Below are 19,808 nucleotides of genomic sequence, written 5' to 3'. Positions count from 1 at the left end.
GGGGCGGCCTTTTCTTTTGCGGCAGGGCCTGTTCGAGCCGGCCCTCGCTACGAAACATCCGCGACATGCTATAGCGCTCTTCCTGACGGGCCGATCGGCCGCCTTGACCGGGTACGGGCAGTTCATGTCGAAGTTCGCGATTTACTACGAGCCGGAAGCCTATTCGCTGAAGGGCAAGCTGATGGGCAGGCAGTCGGCCGGTGCCGCCTTCATGCGGGCCGTGGCCAAGGCCGCGCCCGAGCGCGTCTGGGCCTATGCCCGCGCCCGCGCCGGGGCCGAGCAGATGGCCCGGGAACTGGCCGAGTCCGGAGCACCCAAGACCGGCGTGGCATGGGTCCCGTTCATGGATCCCAAGCGGCTCGCCGAGCCGGGCCTTCTCTACCGCCCGGACCCCCGCATCTTCGTCGACGCCTGGATGCGGCTGTCCCATGCCAATCCACGCGCCTACAGCCTTTGCGGCGTGACGCACACGACCGCCTCGCAGAGCGTGATGGAGGCCCTGGCCGGGCTCGTCACCGCGCCGCTGGAGGAATGGGACGCGATCGTCTGCACTTCGCGCGCGGTGCGAGACAGCGTGCGCTCGCTGCTGGAAAACAACGCCGAATATCTGCGCGAGCGGACGGGCGCCACGCGCTTCACGCTGCCGCAGCTGCCCGTGATCCCGCTGGGCGTCCACTGCGATACCCTGGCCCTCGACGAGGGGCGCCGGGCCGCCGCCCGCGCCACCTTCGGCATCGGCGAGGACGAAACGGTGGTGATCTTCGTGGGGCGGCTCTCCTTCCACGGCAAGGCGCATCCCGTGCCCATGTATCTCGGCCTGGAAGCCTGCGCGAAGGACAGCAAGGTCACGCTGATTCAGGCCGGCTGGTTCGGCAACGATCAGACCGAAAAGGCCTTCAAGGACGACGCGGAGACGCTGTGTCCGTCCGTCCGCACCATCTATGTCGACGGCCGCGATCAGGAACAGCTGCGGGATGTCTGGGCCTCGGCCGACATCTTCACGTCGCTTTCCGACAACGTGCAGGAAACCTTCGGCCTGACGCCCATCGAGGCGATGGCTTCCGGCCTGCCGGTCGTCGTCTCCGACTGGGACGGCTACAAGGACACCGTTCGCGACGGCATCGACGGGTTCCGCGTGCCGACGACGACGCTGCCGCCGGGCAGTGGCACGGTGCTGGCCGACCGGTTCGATATCGGCATCGACAATTACGACATCTATTGCGGTGTGACGAGCCAGCTGGTCGCGGTGGACGTGGCCGCCGTCACGGAAGCCTATCGCAAGCTCATCACCGATCCGGCGCTGCGCAGGCGGATGGGTGAGGCGGCCCGCCAGCGCGCCCGCGCGACGTTCGACTGGACCGTCGTCTTCCGCCGCTACCAGGAGCTCTGGGACGATCTCGGCGAACGCCGGCGCAGCGATGCCAGCCTGCATCCGCCCCTCACGCGCCGCCGCCGCCCCGACCGTCCCGATCCCTTCACCATGTTCGCGAGCTACCCGACCCGCGCCATCGGCGCGAAAACGGGTTTCCGGCGCATTCCGGGCACCAGCGTCGATGCGGCGATCGCGCGCCGAGATCTTGGGTCCACGAAGTTCGCGGCAGTGGTGCTGCCGCCGCCCGAGACCATCACGCTCATCCTTGAAGCGCTGACCGAGACGGAATGGACCACGCTGGAGACGCTGGCCGCCCGGACCGGCCGCACCGTCGCGGCGCTGCTGGGCCCGGTCGCCTGGCTCTCCAAGGTGGGGGCGCTGCAATTCGATTTCGGCAGCGCCAGCGCGCCGGCGGCATCGTGAGCCGCATCGTCTATGTGCTGATCGGCACGCAGCGCCTGACCGGCGGTCACAAGATGATCGTTCGCCATGTCGAGGCGTTAAAAGCGCTGGGCTACCCCGCCGTGCTGCGCATCGAAGGCAGCGCTCCGGTGCCTGACTGGTTCAGCCACGACGTTGAGGTGGAGAGCGGTACGCCGCCGCGCGACGGCGACGTGCTGGTGATCCCGGAAGACGCGACGGCGGTGCTGAAGCACTACGCGGCATCGCCTCATCGCAAGATCGTCTTCTGCCAGAACCACTTCTATGCCGCCGCCAACGGCCTGGGGCGGCTGACGCAGGAGGAGCTTGCCAGCTATCGCGAGTTCGTGGCGTGCAGCCGGTCGGCCGCGTCCTGGATCGCACGCTTCCTGCCGCATCGCTCGGTGGACGTGCTGCCGGCCTTTGCCGATGAACGGCGGTTCCGACCCGGGGAGAAGCAGCCGATCATCGCCTGCGCCTCCCGCAAGCGGCCGCTGGAACTGCGGATCGTCAACTTCATGTTCCGCCGCCTCTATGGCGGGAAGCTCAGCTGGCGTTTCGCCGTGCTGGAAGCCGCATCGGAGGAACAGGTCGCCCGCACCTTCGCGGAGGCGCACGTCTTCCTGAGCCTCAGCCGGCTGGAAGGGCTGGGCATGACCACGCTGGAGGCCATGGCCTCCGAATGCGTCGTGGCGGGCTTCACCGGGATCGGCGGCCGCGAATATGCGACCAGCGCCAACGGTTTCTGGGTGGAAGAGGACGATTGCGAGGCCTGCGCCCATGCGCTGGTCAAGGCGGTGACGCTGGTGGAGCGCGGGGGGCCGGGCGCGCAGATGATGCGCGGGGCGGCGGCGGAGACGGCGGCGCACTGGTCCCATGCCCGTTTCATCGAGGCGCTCGACCGCTTCTGGTCCAGGACCATGGCGGTCCGGTAGCCGCCCGACCGGCCCCGTTCGCCAGCTTGGCTCGCCCGCATCGTTCACCGTCTCGGTTCATTAGGCCCGTTCGTCAGTCTCGCTCACCGGCTGTTCACTACAGTGTGCGCTGGCCGCTCTTGTCGCTTCGCTCGGGCGGCTGTTACACAGCAAAGGAATGAAGCTTAAAATCGTCTGCATTACCGTGCTGTCCCTGGCGCCCGCTGGCGCCCTGGCCGGGACGATGGCCGGAAATCCTGCCGAGCCAGCAAGCCCCGTGGAAATCCCGGCCGGTTTCAAGCTGGAATGGCCGGTCGATTGCACGGTCGGCAAGACCTGCTTCATCCAGCATTATTTCGACCGCGACTTCGGTCCCGCCGCCGAAGATTACATGTGCGGGACGATGACCTATCAGCGCCACAACGGCGTCGATATCCGCCTGCTCAGCATGAAGGACAAGGCGGCCGGCGTGAACGTCCTGGCGGCGGCGCCCGGAACCGTGCTCCGCGTCCGCGACGGCATGGAAGACGTGTCGGTCGCCACGACGGGCCGGGAAGCGGTGCGCGGTCGCGAATGCGGCAACGGCCTCGTCGTGCAGAACGAGGGGAAGCTGCAAACTCAATATTGCCACATGGCGCGGGGCAGCATCGTCGTGCACCCTGGCGATCGCGTGAAGGTCGGACAGAAGCTCGGTCAGGTCGGCCTGTCCGGCGATACGGAATTCCCCCACCTGCATTTCACGGTGATGGAGGAGGGGACGTCGCTCGATCCCTTCGCGGTGGGCGAGAAGGAAGGCGAGTGCGGCGGCGGGACATCGCTCTGGGATCCCGCGCTGAAGGATGCGCTGGCCTACCATGCCGGCACCGTGCTCAACGCCGGATTCGCCACCCAGAAGCTCTCCATGGCCGACGTGGAAAGCGGTGGGGTCGTGCCGCCGAAGGGAACGGACGCGCCGGCCATCGTCGCCTATGTCCGCTCCATCGGCCTGCGGCAGGGCGATCAGCAGCGCCTCGTCGTCCGCAAGCCCGATGGCTCCGTGCTTATCCAGCAGGAGATCGTGCCGCTCGACGAGAACAAGGATCAGTACCTGATGCTGGTCGGACGCAAGCGTCCTCCGGAAGGCTGGGCCGCTGGCACCTATGCCGCCGAGTACACGGTCACCCGCGACGGCAAGACGGTCGTGGAAAAGAGCTTCTCCTTCCAGTTCTGACCAGCGGCGTCGGCGGAAGCGTCACCCGGTCTTCCAGTCCAGCAAGCCGTATTTGCACATCCACATCAGCGCCGCCTGCAGGGGTTGCCTGGGCTCGTTGGGAAAGCCCGCGAGGATCGCTTCCACGTCGCGGTCGGGGTGTTCGACCACCGCGCGAAGCAGCGCCGTTGTCGCTTCCGCCCGGGGTCGCCACATGCCGCCGAAGCGATTGAGCCCGACGGTCGCCAGCCTGGCCACCGAGGCCTCGGTCACGCCCGCGCGCGCCCGTAGCCGCGTGCTTCCGGACAGCACGTTCGTGGCGAACTCCGCGAAATCGCCGAAGGGCTCGCACCGGACGGGATCCTGGCGCGCCAGAGCCGACCCGGCCTCGAAGGCGGCGGCATCCTGCCGAAGCGCGGCCAGTTCGTCGAAAAGGCCGTCGATCTGTCTCACGATCACCGGCCAGTCGTAGCGCTCGCGGGCGTGACGGCGACCGGCCTCGCCAAACCGGCGCCGCAGTTCGGGATCGCCGGCCAGCCGGCCGATAGCATCCGCCGCCGCGCCGATATCGATCGCCGTATGCTGGGCGACATTGCCGACATAGTTCTGGTAGGAGTCCAGGCCGAAGACATGCCGCTGCAGCATGGTGGCGCCGAGGCCCGCCGGACCGCCCAGCGTTTCCACCAGAAAACCCTGCTCGCCGTCCACGACATTGGCGCGGTAGCCGTCCCAGTCGCTGACGACCACGGGCAGGCCCGCCGCCATTGCCTCGATCGGCGTGATGCCGAAGGTTTCCTGGACGTTGTCGACCAGCGACAGGAAGATGTCGGAAGCGGACCAGAGGGCATCCACGGTTTCGCTCTTGCGACCGTCGAGAAGGTGAACCGTGACGCCGGGCGCGTGAAGACGTGCCGCGTCGGCATATTCCTGCCGGCCCGTCTCGCCCGCCGGGAACCAGCCGGCCATGGCGAAGTGGATGCGCTTGCCGGTCCGCGCCGCCGCTTCCGCCACGGCCTGGAACATGGGTTGCGGAAAGGCCTTCTCGAAGAAGGACAGGCGGCCGACCCAGAGCACGAGCACGTCGTCCGGTCCGAGTTGCATCCGCGTTCGCGTCGCTTCGCGCACGTCGGGCCGGTCGGCGGCGCGGGCGAACCTTTCGACATCGACGCCGAGCGGGATCACGGGCAAGGCGGGCATGGGAGGCGAGGGCGGCCTGCTCCCGCCGAAGCGCGAGGAGAGATGATCGCTGACGCCCTCGAACATGCGGGCGAGATTGTCGCGAACGACCGGCGAGGTGCAGATCAGGGCATCCCAGGGCTGCACCGGCGCCGTCGCCGCATCGGCGATGTAGCGGCGCAGCGCGGGAGGCGCGATGCAGTGAACCAGGCCGACAAGGCTGAAATCACGGTCGCTGCCCGCGCCGCGCCGCAGCCACGCGAGGTCGGCGAGATCCGCCTTGCCGCGCAGCAGCACGCCGGACTCGCGCATGCGTCCCACGCTCAGCAGGCCGCCTGTGTTGATGCGGGTGGCGGTTCGCTCTCGTCCGAGAAGCGCCTGCGCGACCTGCTCCGGCGGCGTCTGGGCGTGAAGCAGGAAGTTGATGTCGGAATAGCCGGAATGCCGGGCGATGGCGCGGAAGAGGCCGAGATTGGCGACATCCTTGCCGAACGGGTTCTCCGGCGTGCCGAATCCGCTCGGCGAATAGATTGCGCACCGCGTGACCATTCGGGTCGGCTCCAGCTGCTTCGATCTTGCGCGCGGACCCTATTACATGGCGCTTCAGGGGCCAACGCATATTGCGGCGCGGCCCGTGGCTGCCTAGGAAGGCGGAATGCAGGATCGCCTCGACCTCACCGACGAAGAATGGGAAGCGCTGCTCAGGGTCAGTCGCGGCGCGCCGGAATCCCGGCTGGTGCCGCGCACGATCCTGGAGCGGCTGATCGAAATGGGGCTCGCCGTTGAGGCGCGCGGTGCCCCCTCCGTCAGTCCCCGCGCGCGACGTATCATCACCCGCTCCAGGGAGCGCTGAGAGACGGCCCGCTCTGTCCGGCGCGGCTTGCGGGGGCGGCTGGCTTCCCGCAAAAAGAGCGCATGAAGATCGACCCGACGCGCCGCCGCCTTTCCCAGGAGCCCACCGATCCCGCCTTCGTGCAGGATCCTTATCGCTTCTATCGAGACATGCGGGAGGCCGGCCCGGCACTCTTCTGGGAAGAATACGGCCACTGGTGCTTCTTCGATCACCGCAACGTCGCCGCGCTCTTTCGCGACCGCCGGTTCGGTCGGGAGATCACGCATCTCGTCGGCCGCGAGGCGCTCGGCTGGCCGGAGATCGAGCCGCATGTGGCGCCCTTCTATGAGGTCGATGCCCATTCCATGCTGGAGCGCGAGCCGCCGGTTCATACGCGACTGCGCACGCTGGTGAACCGCGCCTTCGTCTCGCGGCAGGTTGAACGCCTGCGGCCCCGCATCGCGGCGCTCGCCAGCGAACTCGTCGACGGTTTCGAAGGGCAAGGGGAGGTCGACCTGCTTGCCGCTTTCGCGACCCCCATCCCGGTGACGCTGATCGCGGAGCTTCTGGGCGTGCCCGTCGCCATGGCGCCGCAACTGCTGGAGTGGTCGCATCGGATGGTCGCCATGTACCAGTTCGGCCGCACGCGCGCCGACGAGGATGCGGCGGTCAGGGCCACGCTCGACTTCGTCGCCTTCCTCAAGGGCTACGTGACCGAGCGTCGGGACCGGCCGGAAGGCGACCTCATCAGCCATCTGATTTCCGTGGAGGCGGAAGGGGAGAGGCTCAGCGAGGACGAACTGATCACCAGTTGCATCCTGCTCCTGAATGCCGGTCACGAGGCAACGGTCAACGCCATAGGCAATGCGGTCAAGGCGCTGCTGGAAGAGGGGATCGACGCAGGGCGGGCCTTCGCCTCGCCGGAAGCGACCGAGAACACCGTGGAGGAATTGCTGCGCTTCGACCCGCCGCTCCACATGTTCACCCGGTATGCGCTGGAGGATCTGGAATATGAAGGGATTCCGTTCCGCACGGGTGACCGGGTCGGACTAATGCTGGGCGCGGCCAATCGCGATCCGGCGGTCTATCCCGATCCCGACCGGCTCTGGCCGGAGCGCCCGAAGGTGGCGCACACGAGCTTCGGAGGCGGCATTCACTTCTGCATCGGGGCACCGTTGGCCCGGCTGGAGCTTCAGGTGGCGCTACCGACCCTCTTCGCGCGGTTACCGCAGCTTCGCATCGTTGAAACCCCACGGTACTCCGATACGTATCATTTCCATGGATTGTCGAAACTTGACCTTCGGTGGTAGGCCACCATCCGAAAGTCGAGGCGGCACCTGAGCTAAAGATTGCGTCCCGCGCCTTAATCCTATCGCAAGTCATGCTTTCTAGGATTTCCGGAGCATAGAAGATCGGCTGACAGTCGAGTGTTTGGAACAAAGCGCAACTCGTCCATCTTCAGAGGCCCGCGCCTGATCGCGGCTGTCGTGATTCTGCTGATCCTGGGTTTCTGCGCGCTCTCGGTGAGCATGCTCCTGGAATTGCGCCACGACACGGGAAGTCGCGCTCTGACGGGCGCGGACAATCTCCTCAACGCGTTCTCGCAGGATATCACCCGCACGCTGACAAGCTACGACCTGTCGCTGCAATCGGCGACGGACGGGCTGCACGATCCCGACCTCCTGCGGCTGACGCCGGACCTGCAACGAAAGGTTCTCTTCGACCGCGCGGCAACGGCGAAGTATCTGGGCGCGATCCTTGTTCTGGACGCGGCCGGCAACGTTGTTTTGGACTCCGGCGCATCGCCGCCACGCCAGGACAATTTCAGCGACCGCGAATACTTCGTCGCGCAGAAGGAACGGCCCGATGTGGGCCTCTATATCAGCCATCCCTTCCGCCGCCGCCTGACCGGCAACGACATGGTCATCGCGTTCAGCCGTCGCATCGTCGCCCCCGATGGAAGCTTCGGTGGCGTGGTGGTCGGAACGCTGCGGCTGGACTACTTCAAGGATCTCTTCAGCGGCGCCACGATAGGCCCCGCGGGCGCCATCAATCTCTTCCTGATGGACGGGACCTACGTCATGCGCCTGCCTTACGATCCGGATCAGATCGGCAAGAGCATCGGCACCAGTTCGAACTTCAGGCGCTTCGTGAGGGAAGGGACGGGAAACTTCACGGCGAGCTCTGCCGTCGACAACGTGCGGCGCATCTATTCCTTCACCGGGGTGAAGGCGTTCCCGCTGGTGCTCGACGTGGCGGCCGGCGAGCGGGACATCTATGCCGGCTGGCGCAAGCGCGCCTGGATGATCGGCGGCATGCTGATCTCCCTCTGCGCCGTCGCCGCAGGCTTCGGCGGGCTCCTGGCCCGGGAACTGCGTCGTCGCAACAGGGCTGAACTCGAGCGGCGCAAGGCCGACGCGCAGTACCGGCTGCTCGCGGACCATGCCAGCGACATCATCATGCGGCTGGATCGCGGTCTTTTCCGCACCTATGTGTCGCCCGCCTCGCTGGCGGTTCTCGGCTACACACCGGAAGAACTCATCGGCGGTCATCCCCGCGCGCTGATCCACCCCGATGACTGGCAAGCCGTCGCCGGGCTTGTCGATTCAGCCCGGAGCGACGCCGGCACGGCCGACACCACATACCGGATCCGCAACAAGCAGGGCGAGTATATCTGGATGGAGGGGCGGTACAGCTACGTCGAGCAGGACGAAAGCTTTATCGTCGTTCTCCGCGATGTCTCGAAGCGCAAGGCGGCGGAGATAAAGCTGGCCGCGCTGAACTCGGAACTCGCGCTGCTGGCTGCGAGCGACGGGTTGACCGGGCTTGCCAACCGTCGCCGTTTCGACGAGGCGCTGGATGCGGAATGCCGCCGTGCCTCGCGTCACGGGACGCCGCTTTCCCTGCTGCTCCTGGATGTCGACCGCTTCAAGCTCTACAACGATCGCTACGGCCATCAGGCGGGCGATACGTGCCTGCAGCAGGTTGCCGCCGCGGTGGAGGGCTGCATCAACCGGCCCGGCGATCTCGCGGCCCGCTATGGTGGCGAGGAAATCGTGGTGCTGCTTCCCGGCACGGACGAGGCGGGGGCCGCCCATGTCGCCGAACGCGTTCGCAAGGCGATCGAGGACCTGGGCATCCTGCATGAGGGAAACGCCGCCAACGGCGGCGTCGTCACCGTCAGCATCGGCGTTGCCGGCATGATGCCGGTCGCCGGCTATTCGGCCGAAAACGGTCGTACTCTGGTGGCTGAGGCCGATCGGAACCTGTACGAGGCCAAGCGGAACGGTCGAAACCGCAGCATGCGAACGGAAGACGTGCCGCGGTCTCCCGTGGCGCCTGTCCCGGCGCGGGAGGAGGAACGGCTGGCCGTCCTTCGACTCTACGAGAAAGCCGGCGTTACCAAGCCTTCCGAGAGCCTCGACCGCATCGCGCGCCTGGCGGCGACCCTCCTGAACACACCCACCGGCTTTGTGTCGCTGGTGGGAATCGACGAACTCCGCCTCACGGGCCGGCACGGGATCGAACTGGAAACGGTTCCGCGCGACGTGAGCTTTTGCGCCCATACGATCACCGGCGACGGGTTGCTCGTCATTCCGGACACGCAGAAGGATCCGCGCTTTGCGGAGAACCCGCTCGCCAATGGCGACGATGCGATCCGCTTCTATGCCGGCGCGCCGCTGGTCAGCCGGGAAGGCGGGCAGCCGCTGGGTGCGCTCTGCGTGACCGACAGCGTTCCCCGGCCGAAGCTCGACGCGACCGACCGGGCGATCCTGAAGGATCTCGCCGCGCTGGTCGTCGACGACATGGAACGCCGCCGTGCCGGGCGAAAGGACAACGACTCGGCTGTGGCCTGACCGGTCGAGGACGAGCGGATCAACTCTTGGGACATCCCTCAACAGGGGGAAACGATGCCCTCCGGCACTTTTCGGCTGGCCGGATCGTCATGTAATTGTCACAAAAGTGTCATGAAACGCTGGGTCGGCAACTGAAATGCTGGGCGATTGGCTGCCGCCGAAGTCGGCACTTGCGATGTCGGACCTGTGGGGCGGAGAAGAATGGCTTTCAAGAAGCGGGGAAAGAAGGGAGAGCGCGGGCTGCAGGTTGCAGCGCTCCCTTACCGCTGGACCGAAACAGGCACCCTTGAGATCCTGATCCTGACCTCGCGCAGCACTCTGCGCCCGATCATTCCGAAGGGATGGCCGATGAAGGGCAAGACCAATGCACAAGCGGCCGCCACCGAGGCGAATGAGGAAGCCGGGCTGATCGGGAAGATCGGCAAGGAGCCGATCGGCAACTACGAATATTTCAAGCGCTTCAAGGATCGGTTCGAGCTCTGCCGGGTCGACGTCTTTCCCTTCGAAGTGACGGGGCAGGAGGAAACCTTCCGGGAAAAGGGTCAGCGGCACATGCGCTGGCTTTCCCGGCACGACGCGGCCCTGCTGGTCGACGAGCCGCAATTGCGGGGATTGATCTCCAGCTTCTCGCCACGACGGCACTGAGGCGTTTCGCGGCGGGCGGACCGGCGGACCGGTTCGGGGGACTGGCCACCCGCGAGGGTTACCACCTTCTTTTCCTGCGACCATCGTAAGGGGATGAGCTATGAAATCATTCAAATGCACCAACTGATCATGAAGCGGAGTCGGGCATGTCCGAGCTAGGCTTGCGCGATCTCGGCACCGAGGACGCTCTCGTCGCCTTCCTGCGGGAGAACGGCCGACTGGACCAGCCGGGCTCCACGGCGCTCTACAAGCGGCTGCAGGATGCGTTCCGCTCGGCGATCAGGCAGGACCTCCTGCGACCGGGCGAGGCGATACCGGGCGAGCGGGAACTCGCGCAGAAGCTGGCGCTGTCGCGCGTCACCGTGCGCCGCGCGCTCAAGGATCTGGTCGAGGACAGCCTGCTCGTGCAGCGCCATGGCGCGCGAACCAGCGTGGCGGAGAGGGTTGAAAAGTCGCTCTCCGGCCTTTCCAGTTTCACCGAGGACATGCTGGCGCGCGGCCTGGAGCCCGGCGTTCGCTGGCTCAGCCGCGAGCAGGGGCCGGCGCTTTCGGAGGAATGCCTGGCGCTGGGGCTTTCTCCCGGCACCGCGGTCTGCCGTTTCCGCCGCCTTCGCACGGCCGGTGGCATTCCCATGGCGCTGGAGAATACCGTCGTTCCCGGCGCTTTCCTGCCCGAACCGGATCTCGTCAGCGAGTCGCTCTACGAAACGCTGGCTCAGCAGGGCCACCTCCCGGTGCGCGCGCTGCAGCGGATGCGTTCCGACGTGGCGAGCGAAGAGGAAGCGGCGCTGCTGGAAGTTCCCGTCGGTTCGCCCATCCTCGATATCGAGCGGCGCTGCTTCGGCGAGGGTGGCGAGACGGTTGAGTTCGCCCGCAGCCGCTACCGCGGCGACAGCTACGATTTCCTCGTGGAACTCCACCGCTGATCATGAGTCCCAGCTTCACTGGTTTGCATCTGGTATTCTTCTGATGTAGACCTGTTGGCCGGGTGGTTCTGCGAGGTTCCCGTGTCGGTGCTTGATGGTCTGAGTGGCGGATTGGTCGTTTCGTGTCAGCCGGTCATCGGCGGGTCGATGGACCGGGCCGACATCGTCGTGGCCTTTGCGTTGGCCGCCGAAGCGGCCGGCGCTTCCGGACTGCGCATTCAGGGCGTGAGCTATGTCGCGGCCGTGCGCGCTGCCACGAAGCTGCCGATCATCGGTCTGGTAAAGCGCGACGAGCCCGACACCCCCGTCTTCATCACGCCGCGAGTCCGGGACGTCGCCGAGCTCGCCGAGGCCGGCGCGGACATCGTGGCCTTCGACGCGACCCTGCGGGTTCGCCCCGACAGCGTCGCCGATCTTGCCGCCGCAGCCCACCGGGCCGGGGCGCTCGCCATGGCCGATTGCTCGGTCGTTTCCGATGCGGAGGCCGCGCTCGCGGCCGGTGTCGACGTCGTGGGAACCACCATGTCCGGCTATACCGACGGGACCGTGCCGGAGGGCCCCGACCTCGATCTCCTGAGGGACTGCGTGGCGCTGGGCGCACCGGTCTTCGCCGAAGGGCGCTACAATTCTCCCGAACTCGCGGCGACGGCGGTAAGGCTCGGCGCGACGGCCGTCGTCGTGGGCTCCGCGATCACGCGGCCCGAACACATCACATCCTGGTTCCTCGATGCCGTCCGCGCAGCCCGGCCCGCCCCGGCGCGGAAGGCGGCGCTCTGAGCATGAACGGCGGCCCCGTCCTCGCGATCGATGTCGGCGGCACCAAGACGCTCGTCGCCCTGGTGAAAGGCCGACGCATTCTCGATCAGCGGCGGGCCGCGACACCGCGCGAGGCGGGTGCCGATGCCTGGCTCGACCTGATCGGCGATCTCGCAGCGGAGTGGCGCGGCTCGTTCGGTGCGGCGGGCGCCGCGGTGACCGGGATCGTGCGCGACGGCCGCTGGCATGCGCTCAACCCCGCGACGCTGCCCGTTCCCGATGGATTGCCGCTGGTGGCGGGGCTTTCCGATCGCCTCGGCGTGCCGGTGCAGGCGGTCAACGATGCGCAGGCGGCCGCCTGGGGCGAATATCGCTTCGGGGCGGGGCAGGGGATCGACATGATTTTCCTGACCGTCTCCACCGGGATCGGCGGCGGCGTGATCAGCAATGGCCGGCTGCTTTCCGGCCGCAGCGGCCTTGCCGGACATGTCGGCCAGATGCTGGTCGAGACGGGAAAGGGCGATGCTGCCCGGCTGGAGGATTTCGCCTCCGGCTCCGCGCTGGCCCGCTTTGCCGCGACCGCCGGCCACCCGGCCGATGCCCCCACCATCTTCGCGGCCGGCCGGGCCGGCGAGGATTGGGCACGGGAGTTGCTTGAGGCAGCGCTGACCCGCATGGCGCACACGCTTCGCTCCTTGCAGATGCTCTTCGACCCCGCCCGCTTCGTCATCGGCGGCGGTGTCGGATTGGCGGAGGGCTACATCGACGGTCTCCGCTCCATGCTGGGGGACCTGCCGGCACTGACGCGGCCGGAGATCAGGCCTGCGGCGCTCGGCGCCGAAGCCGGCCTGCTCGGGATCGCGGATCTGGTTTCAACGGCGCAAAGCGCCTGAGGAGGGGAAGATGATGAAGGGGTTCAAGTCAGTTCTCGCCGGCACGGTCGCGCTTCTGGCGCTCGCCGCCGGTAGCGCGCAGGCCGACGTCACCGTGCTCGGCTGGCCGGGCGGACCGGAGGAAGTGGCGCTGCGCAAGACCGTCGAGGTCTACAATGCCCGTTCCGACGTCGCGGCGGACGACAAGGTCAAGCTGATCTTCTTTAACCGCGACGGCTTCTGGGACAAGCTGCAGGCCGATCTCGCGGCGGGCTCGTCGGAGTTCGACATCAACCTCGTCGCGACCTACTCGATCGGCCGCTACGCGCCCTTCATGGATCCGATCACGCTGCCGGACAGCGCGAAGCAGATCTTCAGCGATAAGGTACTCGCCACCCAGCAATTCGACGGCAAACAGTACGGCGTGCCGACCGACCTCTCGCTGATCTACATGTATTTCCGCAAGGACCTGATCGAGAAGCTCGAGTCCGACGCCGCCTGGAAGAAGACATACGGCGAGATCTCGCAGAAGTACCTCGGCAAGACGCTGGAGCCGAAGGCTCCGGACCAGTGGACCTGGGACGATTACGCGGCGACCGCGCTGTTCTTCACGAAGGGGATCAACTCCTCCAGCCCGACGCGCTACGGCACCGTGCTGCAGATGAAGAACCTCCTGTTCAACATGATGGTCTTCCAGTCCTCCGCCCGGTCCGAGGGTGGCAACTGGCTGGACGAGAACGGCAAGGTGAGCGTCGACTCAGCCGGTTACCGCAAGGCGCTGGAGCTCTACAAGAAGCTCTATGACGCCGGCACGTCGCCCAAGGACTCGCTTTCCTACGAGTTCCCCGAGGCGAATGCCGCCTTCGGCTCCGGGCAGGTCGCGACCATGATGCAGTGGAATGCCGCCTTCGCCGACCTCAACGACAAGGCCAAGCGTCCCGTCGTGGCCGGCAAGATCGGCACTGTTGCGCCTCCGGCGGGCGAGGCCGGGCGCTTCACCCACATCCACGGGTTGGGCCTCGGCCTCAACAAGTCGTCCCAGCACAAGGAAGGCGCGACGAAGTTCCTGAACTGGCTCGCCAGCGCCGACGCGATGGTGACCTATGCCAAGGCCGGCGGCTCTCCGGCTCTGCAGGGGGATGCCGCGCAGCAGCTCGCCACCGACCGGCCGGATCTCGTGACGCTCGGCGAATTCGCCAACAAGTACGGCTTCATCATGAACGGCGGCACGACGGCGAACGCGCTGCAGGTCTACGAGCTCCAGGCCAAGGAGTTCACCGGCTACTGGGCCGGCACAAAGGACCTCGACGCGACGCTCAAGGAAACCTCCGACGAGATGGGCAAGCTCCTGAAGTAAGCTGTCGGACCGGCCCCCACCCCGGGCCGGTCCTCTCTCCCGGCGGCGACATGCCGCCGATCTCCCTCTCGCAGAGGCTTTACCCATGCAGGCAGCGGACCGGCGCGACTCCATTGTGCTGATTGCGCCAGTGACGGCGTTTCTTCTCGTGATGCTGGCGCTGCCGCTGGCGATCGATCTGCTTTATTCCGTCTCGCAGGTCAGCTTCGAGAACCTGCGCGCGCCGACGCTTCAGGGCTTCGGCAATTTCCTGAAGGTGCTGCATGACGGCGCCTTCTGGAGCGCCATGGGCTTTTCCCTGCGCTTCGCGCTCGTCACGGCCGTGGCGGAGCTGTTGCTCGGCCTGTTCCTGGCCATCTTCCTGGCGCCGATCCTGGCCCGATGGTCGTTCCTGATCGCGATTTTCCTGCTGCCGATGATGGTGGCGCCGGCGCTGGTCGGCCTCATGTACCGGCTGATCCTGCACGAATTCGTCGGCGTGCTGCCCTATTATTTCGTGCTCTGGACGGGCGATTCCCCGGCGTTCCTCGATCCGCAGAACGCGTTCTGGACGCTTGCCGTGATCGAGGTCCTGCAATGGACGCCCTTCGCGCTGCTGATCCTTTATTCGTCCTATGGCGCGATCCCCGGCGAGATCCGCGAGGCGGCCGCCGTGGATGGCATCCGCGCGCTGGCGCAGCTGCGTTACATCGACTTTCCCTGGATGATGCCGACGATCCTGCTGACCTTCTTCATCCGCTTCATCGACAGCTTCCGCGTCTTCGACAACGTCTATGTCCTGACCGGCAGCGGGGCGGGCGGCAGCACCACGACCATCAGCATCTATATCTACGAGGCCTTCTTCAAGCAGAACGATATCGGCCAGGCGGTCGCGGCTTCCATCGTGCTGCTGCTCCTTTCCTTCGTCGTGCTGGTGGTGCTTCTCCGTTTCGCGAGGGCCCGCCGATGAAGCCCTCGCCGTTGATGATGGCCGTCCGCTGGCTCGTGCTGGTCGTCGCCGCGCTGGTCCTGAACTTCCCGATCATCTCCACGCTGATCACGTCGCTGAAGTCGGATTCCGAGATCGCGTCCAGCGCCTCGCTGATCATCCAGCAGCCGACGCTGGAAAACTACCGCGCGATCTTCGCCATGTCGGACCGCTTCGACATGCTGCATTACCTCGCCAACAGCTTCATTTCGGCGGGTTTCGGCGCGGTGTTGTCTATCGTGCTCGCCTTCCCGGCGGCCTACGCCATGGTGCGTTTCGGCACCGGTGAGCGCTGGCTGCTGCCGATTGTGACGAACCTTCGCGCCATCCCGCTGATCATCTTTTCAATCCCGCTCTACCTGATCTACCAGCAGGTTCACCTGCTCGACACCCGCTTCGGTCTCGGCCTGATCCTCTGCCTGATCAACCTGCCGCTGGTGCTGATCCTGATCGCCAACGCGCTGCGCGACATGCCGAAGGAGATCGAGGAAGCGGCGCGCGTGGACGGGCTCGGCACCATGGCGATCCTGACGCGCGTGGTCTTTCCGCTGGCCAAGCCGGCGCTCGCCTCGTCGCTGATCCTCTCCTTTATCTATTCCTGGAACGAGTTCCTCTTCGGGCTGATGCTGACGACCCGCGCCGCGGTGCCGGTGACGGTGGGCGCGTCCTTCTTCTTCTCCGCCAGCGGCGGGGACGTGCGCTGGGGCATCGCCGCGGCCGTCATGATCGTCGGAACCCTGCCGCCGCTCTTCGTCGGCCTCGCCGCCTACAAGCATATCGGCCGCTCCATGATGGCCGGCGCCGTGAAGGGCTGAGACGCGGCGCTCCCGCTTCGCTGGACCTTCGGGCGCCCCCGTGCGTTCACGATCCTGATCCAGCGAAGAAGGAGCGCACCGTGGCATCTGAAAACCAGCAGGAAAAACCGGATCTCGCAAAGGGCATTGCCAGCGCCGACCTGACGGAGGGCCAGATGCTGGTCGGCACGCTCGACGGCGAGGACGTGCTGGTCGCCCGGTCCGGCGGCAAGCTCTTCGCCCTCGGCGCGAAATGCACCCATCTCGGCGCCCCGCTCGCGAAGGGCATCATGGTCCATGGCGAGCTTCGCTGCCCCTGGCATCACGCCCGCTTCAGCCTTGAAACAGGCGAGGCGGTGTCGGCGCCCGCACTCGATCCCGTCGGCTGTTTCCGCGCCGAGGAAAGTGACGGCCGGATCGTTGTCGGCAAGGGAAGGGAGACGATTTCCAGACCCGCGCCGGAGAAGACGCTCGCACGCCGCGTGGTCATCGTCGGCGGTGGGGCCGCCGGTCACGCCTGCGCGGAAATGCTGGCTCGCTCCGCCTTCCCGGGTTCCGTAACAATGATCAGCAACGACAGCGATGCGCCCTACGACCGGACCTTCTGTTCCAAGCAATATCTGGCCGGCAAGGTGTCGCGCGAGAACGCAGCGCTCGCCGACAAGCCGCTTTACGCCGCTGGCGAGGGCGAGGGCAAGGGCGAGGGCGGGATCGCGCTGCGCCTGAAGACGAACGTCGAGGCGATCGATCCGGCCGCGAAGGAGATCACGCTCTCCGGCGGCGAGCGGATCGGCTATGACGCGCTTGTGCTGGCAACCGGCGCCGAGCCGCAGCGGCCGGACATTCCGGGCTTCGAGCGTCCCAACGTCTATGTGCTCCGAACGCTCGCCGACGCCGACGCGCTGATCGAGGCGGCGGAGAAGGCGAGCCGGGTCGCGGTGATCGGCGCGAGCTATATCGGTCTGGAGGTCGCGGCCTCGATGATCGGCCGCAAACTGCAGGTCGACGTGATCTCACCCGACGAGGTGCCGGTGGGGAAGACGCTGGGGATAGAGGGCGGCAAGTTCGTGCAAGGGCTGCATGAGAAGAAGGGCGTCACCTTCCATCTTGGACGGAAGGTAAAGGGCTTCGACGGCAGGACGCTGACGCTGGATGACGGCTCGAAGCTCGAAGCCGATTTCGTGGTCGCCGGCACGGGTGTGGCGCCACGCGCGGAGCTTGCCGAAGCGGCGGGGCTGAAAGTCGCGTCAAAGGAAAAGGGCGGCGGCGTCGTGGTCAACGGCCGGCTGGAAACCTCGGCGGAAGGGATCTACGCGGCAGGCGACATCGCCCGCTATCCTGACCCGCATGGGGGCGGGCATATCCGGGTGGAGCACTGGGTGCACGCCGAACGGCAGGGCCAGCATGTCGCCCGCCTGCTGATGGGCGCGACCGGGGATTTCCGCCTGCCGCCCTTCTTCTGGAGCGCCCATTATGGCACCAGCCTGCGTTATGTCGGCCATGCCGGAAAGCAGGCGGAGCCCCGGCTTGAGGGCTCGGTGGAAGACGGCGAATTCGCCATCCGCTTCTTCGACGAAGGCAAGGAATCAGCACTCGCCACGTGCAAGAAAGACAAGCTCGCCTTGGAAGTCGAAGCGGAGTGGGAGCAGGTCTGACCGGGGAGCGAGCGGAAGATCACGCAAGGGTCAGGAGGGCGGCAGGCAGCCGTGATCGGCAGAGAGAAGCGGATGCCGGCGGAAGTGCCGGCCCTCCTGACCCGGATCGGAACTCCGCCGCGGAACTCGATGTCATTGCGACGGTGGACGAGACGGGGCGGATTCACGCCGCTTTGCGGGTGCTGGATTTTTTCGATATGGAAGCTGGCGTGGTCCAACGCTGGAAGTCCCGCGACGGATCCTCCCGCCTCGGTTCCAGAGTTCCGGCGTATAATGATATCCGTATCCGAGGCGCGATGCGTCGGTTCGAAACTCTGCCTTAGCGGTGCAAGCAAGAGTGAGAGCGCTGCGGGGTAAAGCCTCCGCTTGCAACGTCACCAACTTGGCGCAGCGGCGGGAGACCTGAGCGCACCCATCGCTGACCCCTCGATGACTGCGCCGAGCAGAGCAAACGCGGCCGAGGGCGTAACGAGTGGGGTGGTGCCGGCTGAGGGACTCGAACCCCCGACCCCCTGATTACAAATCAGGTGCTCTACCAACTGAGCTAAGCCGGCCTGTCGCTAAAAGGGCTTTGAAGCCATTGCCTTAGAAAAACGCCTGTGTCCAGCCTCTGCGACCGTTTACAGGCGGTTTACAGTTTCTGTTCCTCAGCCGTTCCCTTCGAGGCGTCGGATGGCCGCGGAGACGATCGCCGCGCGGGACACATAACGGCTCCGAATCTTCGCGATATCGTCCGTGCGCCAGCCCATCACCTCGGCGATCTCACCATCGGTAAGGCCCGCTTCCATGAACTTTGTGGCGGCTGTTCCGCGGAGGTCGTGAACGTGCTTCTCGATCCCCAGAGCTTCGCGCCGGCGGTCGAATGACGTCGAGAAGCCGCTCGGGGTCCATGGGCGGCCGAGGGAGTTGAACAGGATCGTAGTGCTCTCGACCCGCTTGGCTTCCCGATAGCGCTTGGCAGCGTCGAGGACGGCTCGCAGCTCGCGAACAATTGGAATCACCACTTCGGTCCGTTCGTTGGACTTTGAGGTCCGCCACTCCAACCAGGAGCCCTTGTCCGCGGATAGCTGGACGCGAAGGGCATCGCCGCGACGCATGCCGGAGAGGCGCAGGAAATGGATGCCCAGCCAGAGCGGAAAAGGTGCCTCGGCCGCGAAGTTCTCGATCTCCGACGGCGTCCATATGATGTCCGCGCGCGATACCTTGTGGAGGCGGTCGATATCGTCCGCGCAATGGCCGGTGATCAGGCCCTCGTCCTTGGCATAGTTCAGCAGGCGGACAAGGACGCCCAGGCGCATGTCGGCAGCACGGGGCGTTTCCGAGAAAGAACGATGCCAGCCCTTGATATCGCCTCGCATCGCAGGAACGGTGAAGGCACCGATCTCGGCCCGGCCGAATTTCTTCTCGATTAGCTGGAGAGAGAAGTCGTAGCTTTCCCGCGTGCTGGCTTTCAGCCCGGGCATGACCTCGATCTTGAACTTGCCGATCAGCTCGGAAATCGTGTTCCGTTCGCTCTGAACAGGAGCAGCTCGGCGTGCCTGCGCTTGTCGATACGCATCTTGGAATGCCTGAGGCGCCGGGCTCGCGACGGCAACCTCCGAGCTCCAGAACTTCGGGCCGCCGCGCCAGGCGTAGTAGTGGTAGCGAAGCGTGCCGTCAGCGAGTTCGCGCCTGACGCGGTGGATGCCCTTAGTCTTCATCAGCATTCTGTTCTGCCTTCCAGCGATCGTAAGCAGAAGGTGCCGAGGTTGTGGTCAAGCCGGAGAGCTTGTCCAGAGCGGAGTCGATCGCGCTGCGATCCCACCTTCGTGTCCCGGGCAGCGGGCCGGGTATTCGCGACTGCCTCACCCAATGATCAAATGCCGAGGTTGTGAGTCCAAGGTATCCGGCTGCCTGCTCTCTCGTCAGGCCGCGCGGCGGGATGGCTAAGGCGAGGGAGCTGGTTCGGGCCATGTCACTCCTCGGTGTTTTTCGGCCAGCAGCTCGGCCACCTTCTGCGCAATCAGCTGGCGGTGGAGCGGGCAGTGGACGTGAACGGCAAAGATCGGCCGCTCCGGATCGGCCGCCGGGCAGAGG

General features: G+C 66.2%; 14 protein-coding genes, 1 tRNA gene and 1 pseudogene. 13 read left to right on the top strand and 3 right to left on the bottom strand.

Translation table 11 applies throughout. The features are described from left to right. The first annotated feature begins 124 nt into the window (after window positions 1-124). The 3 genes from BMY25_RS07035 (at window position 125) to BMY25_RS07025 (ending at window position 3,916) form a co-directional block, all read left to right on the top strand. On the top strand, window positions 125-1,795 hold the full coding sequence (locus tag BMY25_RS07035) for a glycosyltransferase family 4 protein (protein WP_092495933.1): 1,671 nt from the start codon (window positions 125-127) through the stop codon (window positions 1,793-1,795). Continuing rightward, window positions 1,792-2,727: a glycosyltransferase gene (locus tag BMY25_RS07030; RefSeq protein ID WP_177176756.1), complete on the top strand. Its 936-nt coding sequence runs from the start codon at window positions 1,792-1,794 to the stop codon at window positions 2,725-2,727. The genes BMY25_RS07035 and BMY25_RS07030 overlap by 4 nt, the downstream gene beginning before the upstream one ends. 157 nt (window positions 2,728-2,884) lie before the next feature. Continuing rightward, window positions 2,885-3,916, top strand: coding sequence for a M23 family metallopeptidase (locus BMY25_RS07025; protein ID WP_092495931.1), 1,032 nt, complete (start codon window positions 2,885-2,887; stop codon window positions 3,914-3,916). Window positions 3,917-3,937: 21 nt separating this feature from the next. Here BMY25_RS07025 and BMY25_RS07020 read toward each other — a convergent pair whose 3' ends face one another. Then, the gene (locus BMY25_RS07020) at window positions 3,938-5,620 is read right to left on the bottom strand and encodes a glycosyltransferase family 4 protein (RefSeq protein ID WP_092495930.1); all 1,683 of its coding nucleotides are present in this window, start codon (window positions 5,618-5,620) and stop codon (window positions 3,938-3,940) included. Between the two features lie 106 nt (window positions 5,621-5,726). On the opposite strand from BMY25_RS07020, the gene BMY25_RS07015 reads away from it, so the two are divergent. The 10 genes and pseudogenes from BMY25_RS07015 to BMY25_RS06970 all read left to right on the top strand — a co-directional run bounded on the left by BMY25_RS07015 (window position 5,727) and on the right by BMY25_RS06970 (window position 17,732). After that, window positions 5,727-5,924 carry a hypothetical protein gene (locus tag BMY25_RS07015; protein ID WP_092495929.1) on the top strand — a complete coding sequence of 66 codons (198 nt, stop codon included), beginning with the start codon at window positions 5,727-5,729 and terminating at the stop codon, window positions 5,922-5,924. A gap of 62 nt (window positions 5,925-5,986) precedes the next feature. Then, on the top strand, window positions 5,987-7,213 hold the full coding sequence (locus tag BMY25_RS07010) for a cytochrome P450 (RefSeq protein ID WP_092495928.1): 1,227 nt from the start codon (window positions 5,987-5,989) through the stop codon (window positions 7,211-7,213). A 117-nt stretch (window positions 7,214-7,330) separates the two neighbouring features. Then, entirely contained in the window at window positions 7,331-9,760 is a 2,430-nt protein-coding gene (locus BMY25_RS07005) for a diguanylate cyclase domain-containing protein (RefSeq protein ID WP_092495927.1), read from the top strand. A 201-nt stretch (window positions 9,761-9,961) separates the two neighbouring features. After that, entirely contained in the window at window positions 9,962-10,405 is a 444-nt protein-coding gene (locus tag BMY25_RS07000) for an NUDIX hydrolase (protein WP_092495926.1), read from the top strand. Window positions 10,406-10,551: 146 nt separating this feature from the next. After that, entirely contained in the window at window positions 10,552-11,331 is a 780-nt protein-coding gene (locus BMY25_RS06995; protein WP_092495925.1) for a GntR family transcriptional regulator, read from the top strand. An 81-nt stretch (window positions 11,332-11,412) separates the two neighbouring features. Continuing rightward, a pseudogene (locus tag BMY25_RS21435) lies at window positions 11,413-12,980 on the top strand (putative N-acetylmannosamine-6-phosphate 2-epimerase). A 10-nt stretch (window positions 12,981-12,990) separates the two neighbouring features. Next, window positions 12,991-14,316 carry an ABC transporter substrate-binding protein gene (locus BMY25_RS06985; RefSeq protein ID WP_092495924.1) on the top strand — a complete coding sequence of 442 codons (1,326 nt, stop codon included), beginning with the start codon at window positions 12,991-12,993 and terminating at the stop codon, window positions 14,314-14,316. 85 nt (window positions 14,317-14,401) lie between these two features. Further along, on the top strand, window positions 14,402-15,265 hold the full coding sequence (locus tag BMY25_RS06980; RefSeq protein ID WP_092495923.1) for a carbohydrate ABC transporter permease: 864 nt from the start codon (window positions 14,402-14,404) through the stop codon (window positions 15,263-15,265). Continuing rightward, entirely contained in the window at window positions 15,262-16,098 is an 837-nt protein-coding gene (locus BMY25_RS06975) for a carbohydrate ABC transporter permease (protein WP_238858206.1), read from the top strand. The genes BMY25_RS06980 and BMY25_RS06975 overlap by 4 nt, the downstream gene beginning before the upstream one ends. A gap of 80 nt (window positions 16,099-16,178) precedes the next feature. Continuing rightward, window positions 16,179-17,732, top strand: coding sequence for an FAD-dependent oxidoreductase (locus tag BMY25_RS06970; RefSeq protein ID WP_238858205.1), 1,554 nt, complete (start codon window positions 16,179-16,181; stop codon window positions 17,730-17,732). Window positions 17,733-18,210: 478 nt separating this feature from the next. Here BMY25_RS06970 and BMY25_RS06965 read toward each other — a convergent pair. Further along, window positions 18,211-18,286, bottom strand: a tRNA-Thr gene (locus tag BMY25_RS06965). Window positions 18,287-18,379: 93 nt separating this feature from the next. Next, the gene (locus BMY25_RS06960; RefSeq protein WP_092495922.1) at window positions 18,380-19,438 is read right to left on the bottom strand and encodes a tyrosine-type recombinase/integrase; all 1,059 of its coding nucleotides are present in this window, start codon (window positions 19,436-19,438) and stop codon (window positions 18,380-18,382) included. Window positions 19,439-19,808 lie beyond the last annotated feature (370 nt).

It is taken from the genome of Faunimonas pinastri, from assembly GCF_900110915.1.
Classification (GTDB): domain Bacteria; phylum Pseudomonadota; class Alphaproteobacteria; order Rhizobiales; family Afifellaceae; genus Faunimonas; species Faunimonas pinastri.
Note: the sequence above shows the minus strand (reverse complement) of the source record. Positions and strands in the feature narration are given on the sequence as shown.

Excerpts from the sequence above, each read along its gene's own strand:
- BMY25_RS07035 (WP_092495933.1), top strand. The coding sequence starts at position 125 with ATGTCGAAGTTCGCGATTTACTACGAGCCGGAAGCCTATTCGCTGAAG.
- BMY25_RS07025 (WP_092495931.1), top strand. The coding sequence starts at position 2,885 with ATGAAGCTTAAAATCGTCTGCATTACCGTGCTGTCCCTGGCGCCCGCT.
- BMY25_RS07020 (WP_092495930.1), bottom strand. The coding sequence starts at position 5,620 with ATGGTCACGCGGTGCGCAATCTATTCGCCGAGCGGATTCGGCACGCCG.
- BMY25_RS07015 (WP_092495929.1), top strand. The coding sequence starts at position 5,727 with ATGCAGGATCGCCTCGACCTCACCGACGAAGAATGGGAAGCGCTGCTC.
- BMY25_RS07010 (WP_092495928.1), top strand. The coding sequence starts at position 5,987 with ATGAAGATCGACCCGACGCGCCGCCGCCTTTCCCAGGAGCCCACCGAT.
- BMY25_RS07000 (WP_092495926.1), top strand. The coding sequence starts at position 9,962 with ATGGCTTTCAAGAAGCGGGGAAAGAAGGGAGAGCGCGGGCTGCAGGTT.
- BMY25_RS06995 (WP_092495925.1), top strand. The coding sequence starts at position 10,552 with ATGTCCGAGCTAGGCTTGCGCGATCTCGGCACCGAGGACGCTCTCGTC.
- BMY25_RS06985 (WP_092495924.1), top strand. The coding sequence starts at position 12,991 with ATGATGAAGGGGTTCAAGTCAGTTCTCGCCGGCACGGTCGCGCTTCTG.
- BMY25_RS06980 (WP_092495923.1), top strand. The coding sequence starts at position 14,402 with ATGCAGGCAGCGGACCGGCGCGACTCCATTGTGCTGATTGCGCCAGTG.
- BMY25_RS06975 (WP_238858206.1), top strand. The coding sequence starts at position 15,262 with ATGAAGCCCTCGCCGTTGATGATGGCCGTCCGCTGGCTCGTGCTGGTC.
- BMY25_RS06960 (WP_092495922.1), bottom strand. The coding sequence starts at position 19,438 with ATGCTGATGAAGACTAAGGGCATCCACCGCGTCAGGCGCGAACTCGCT.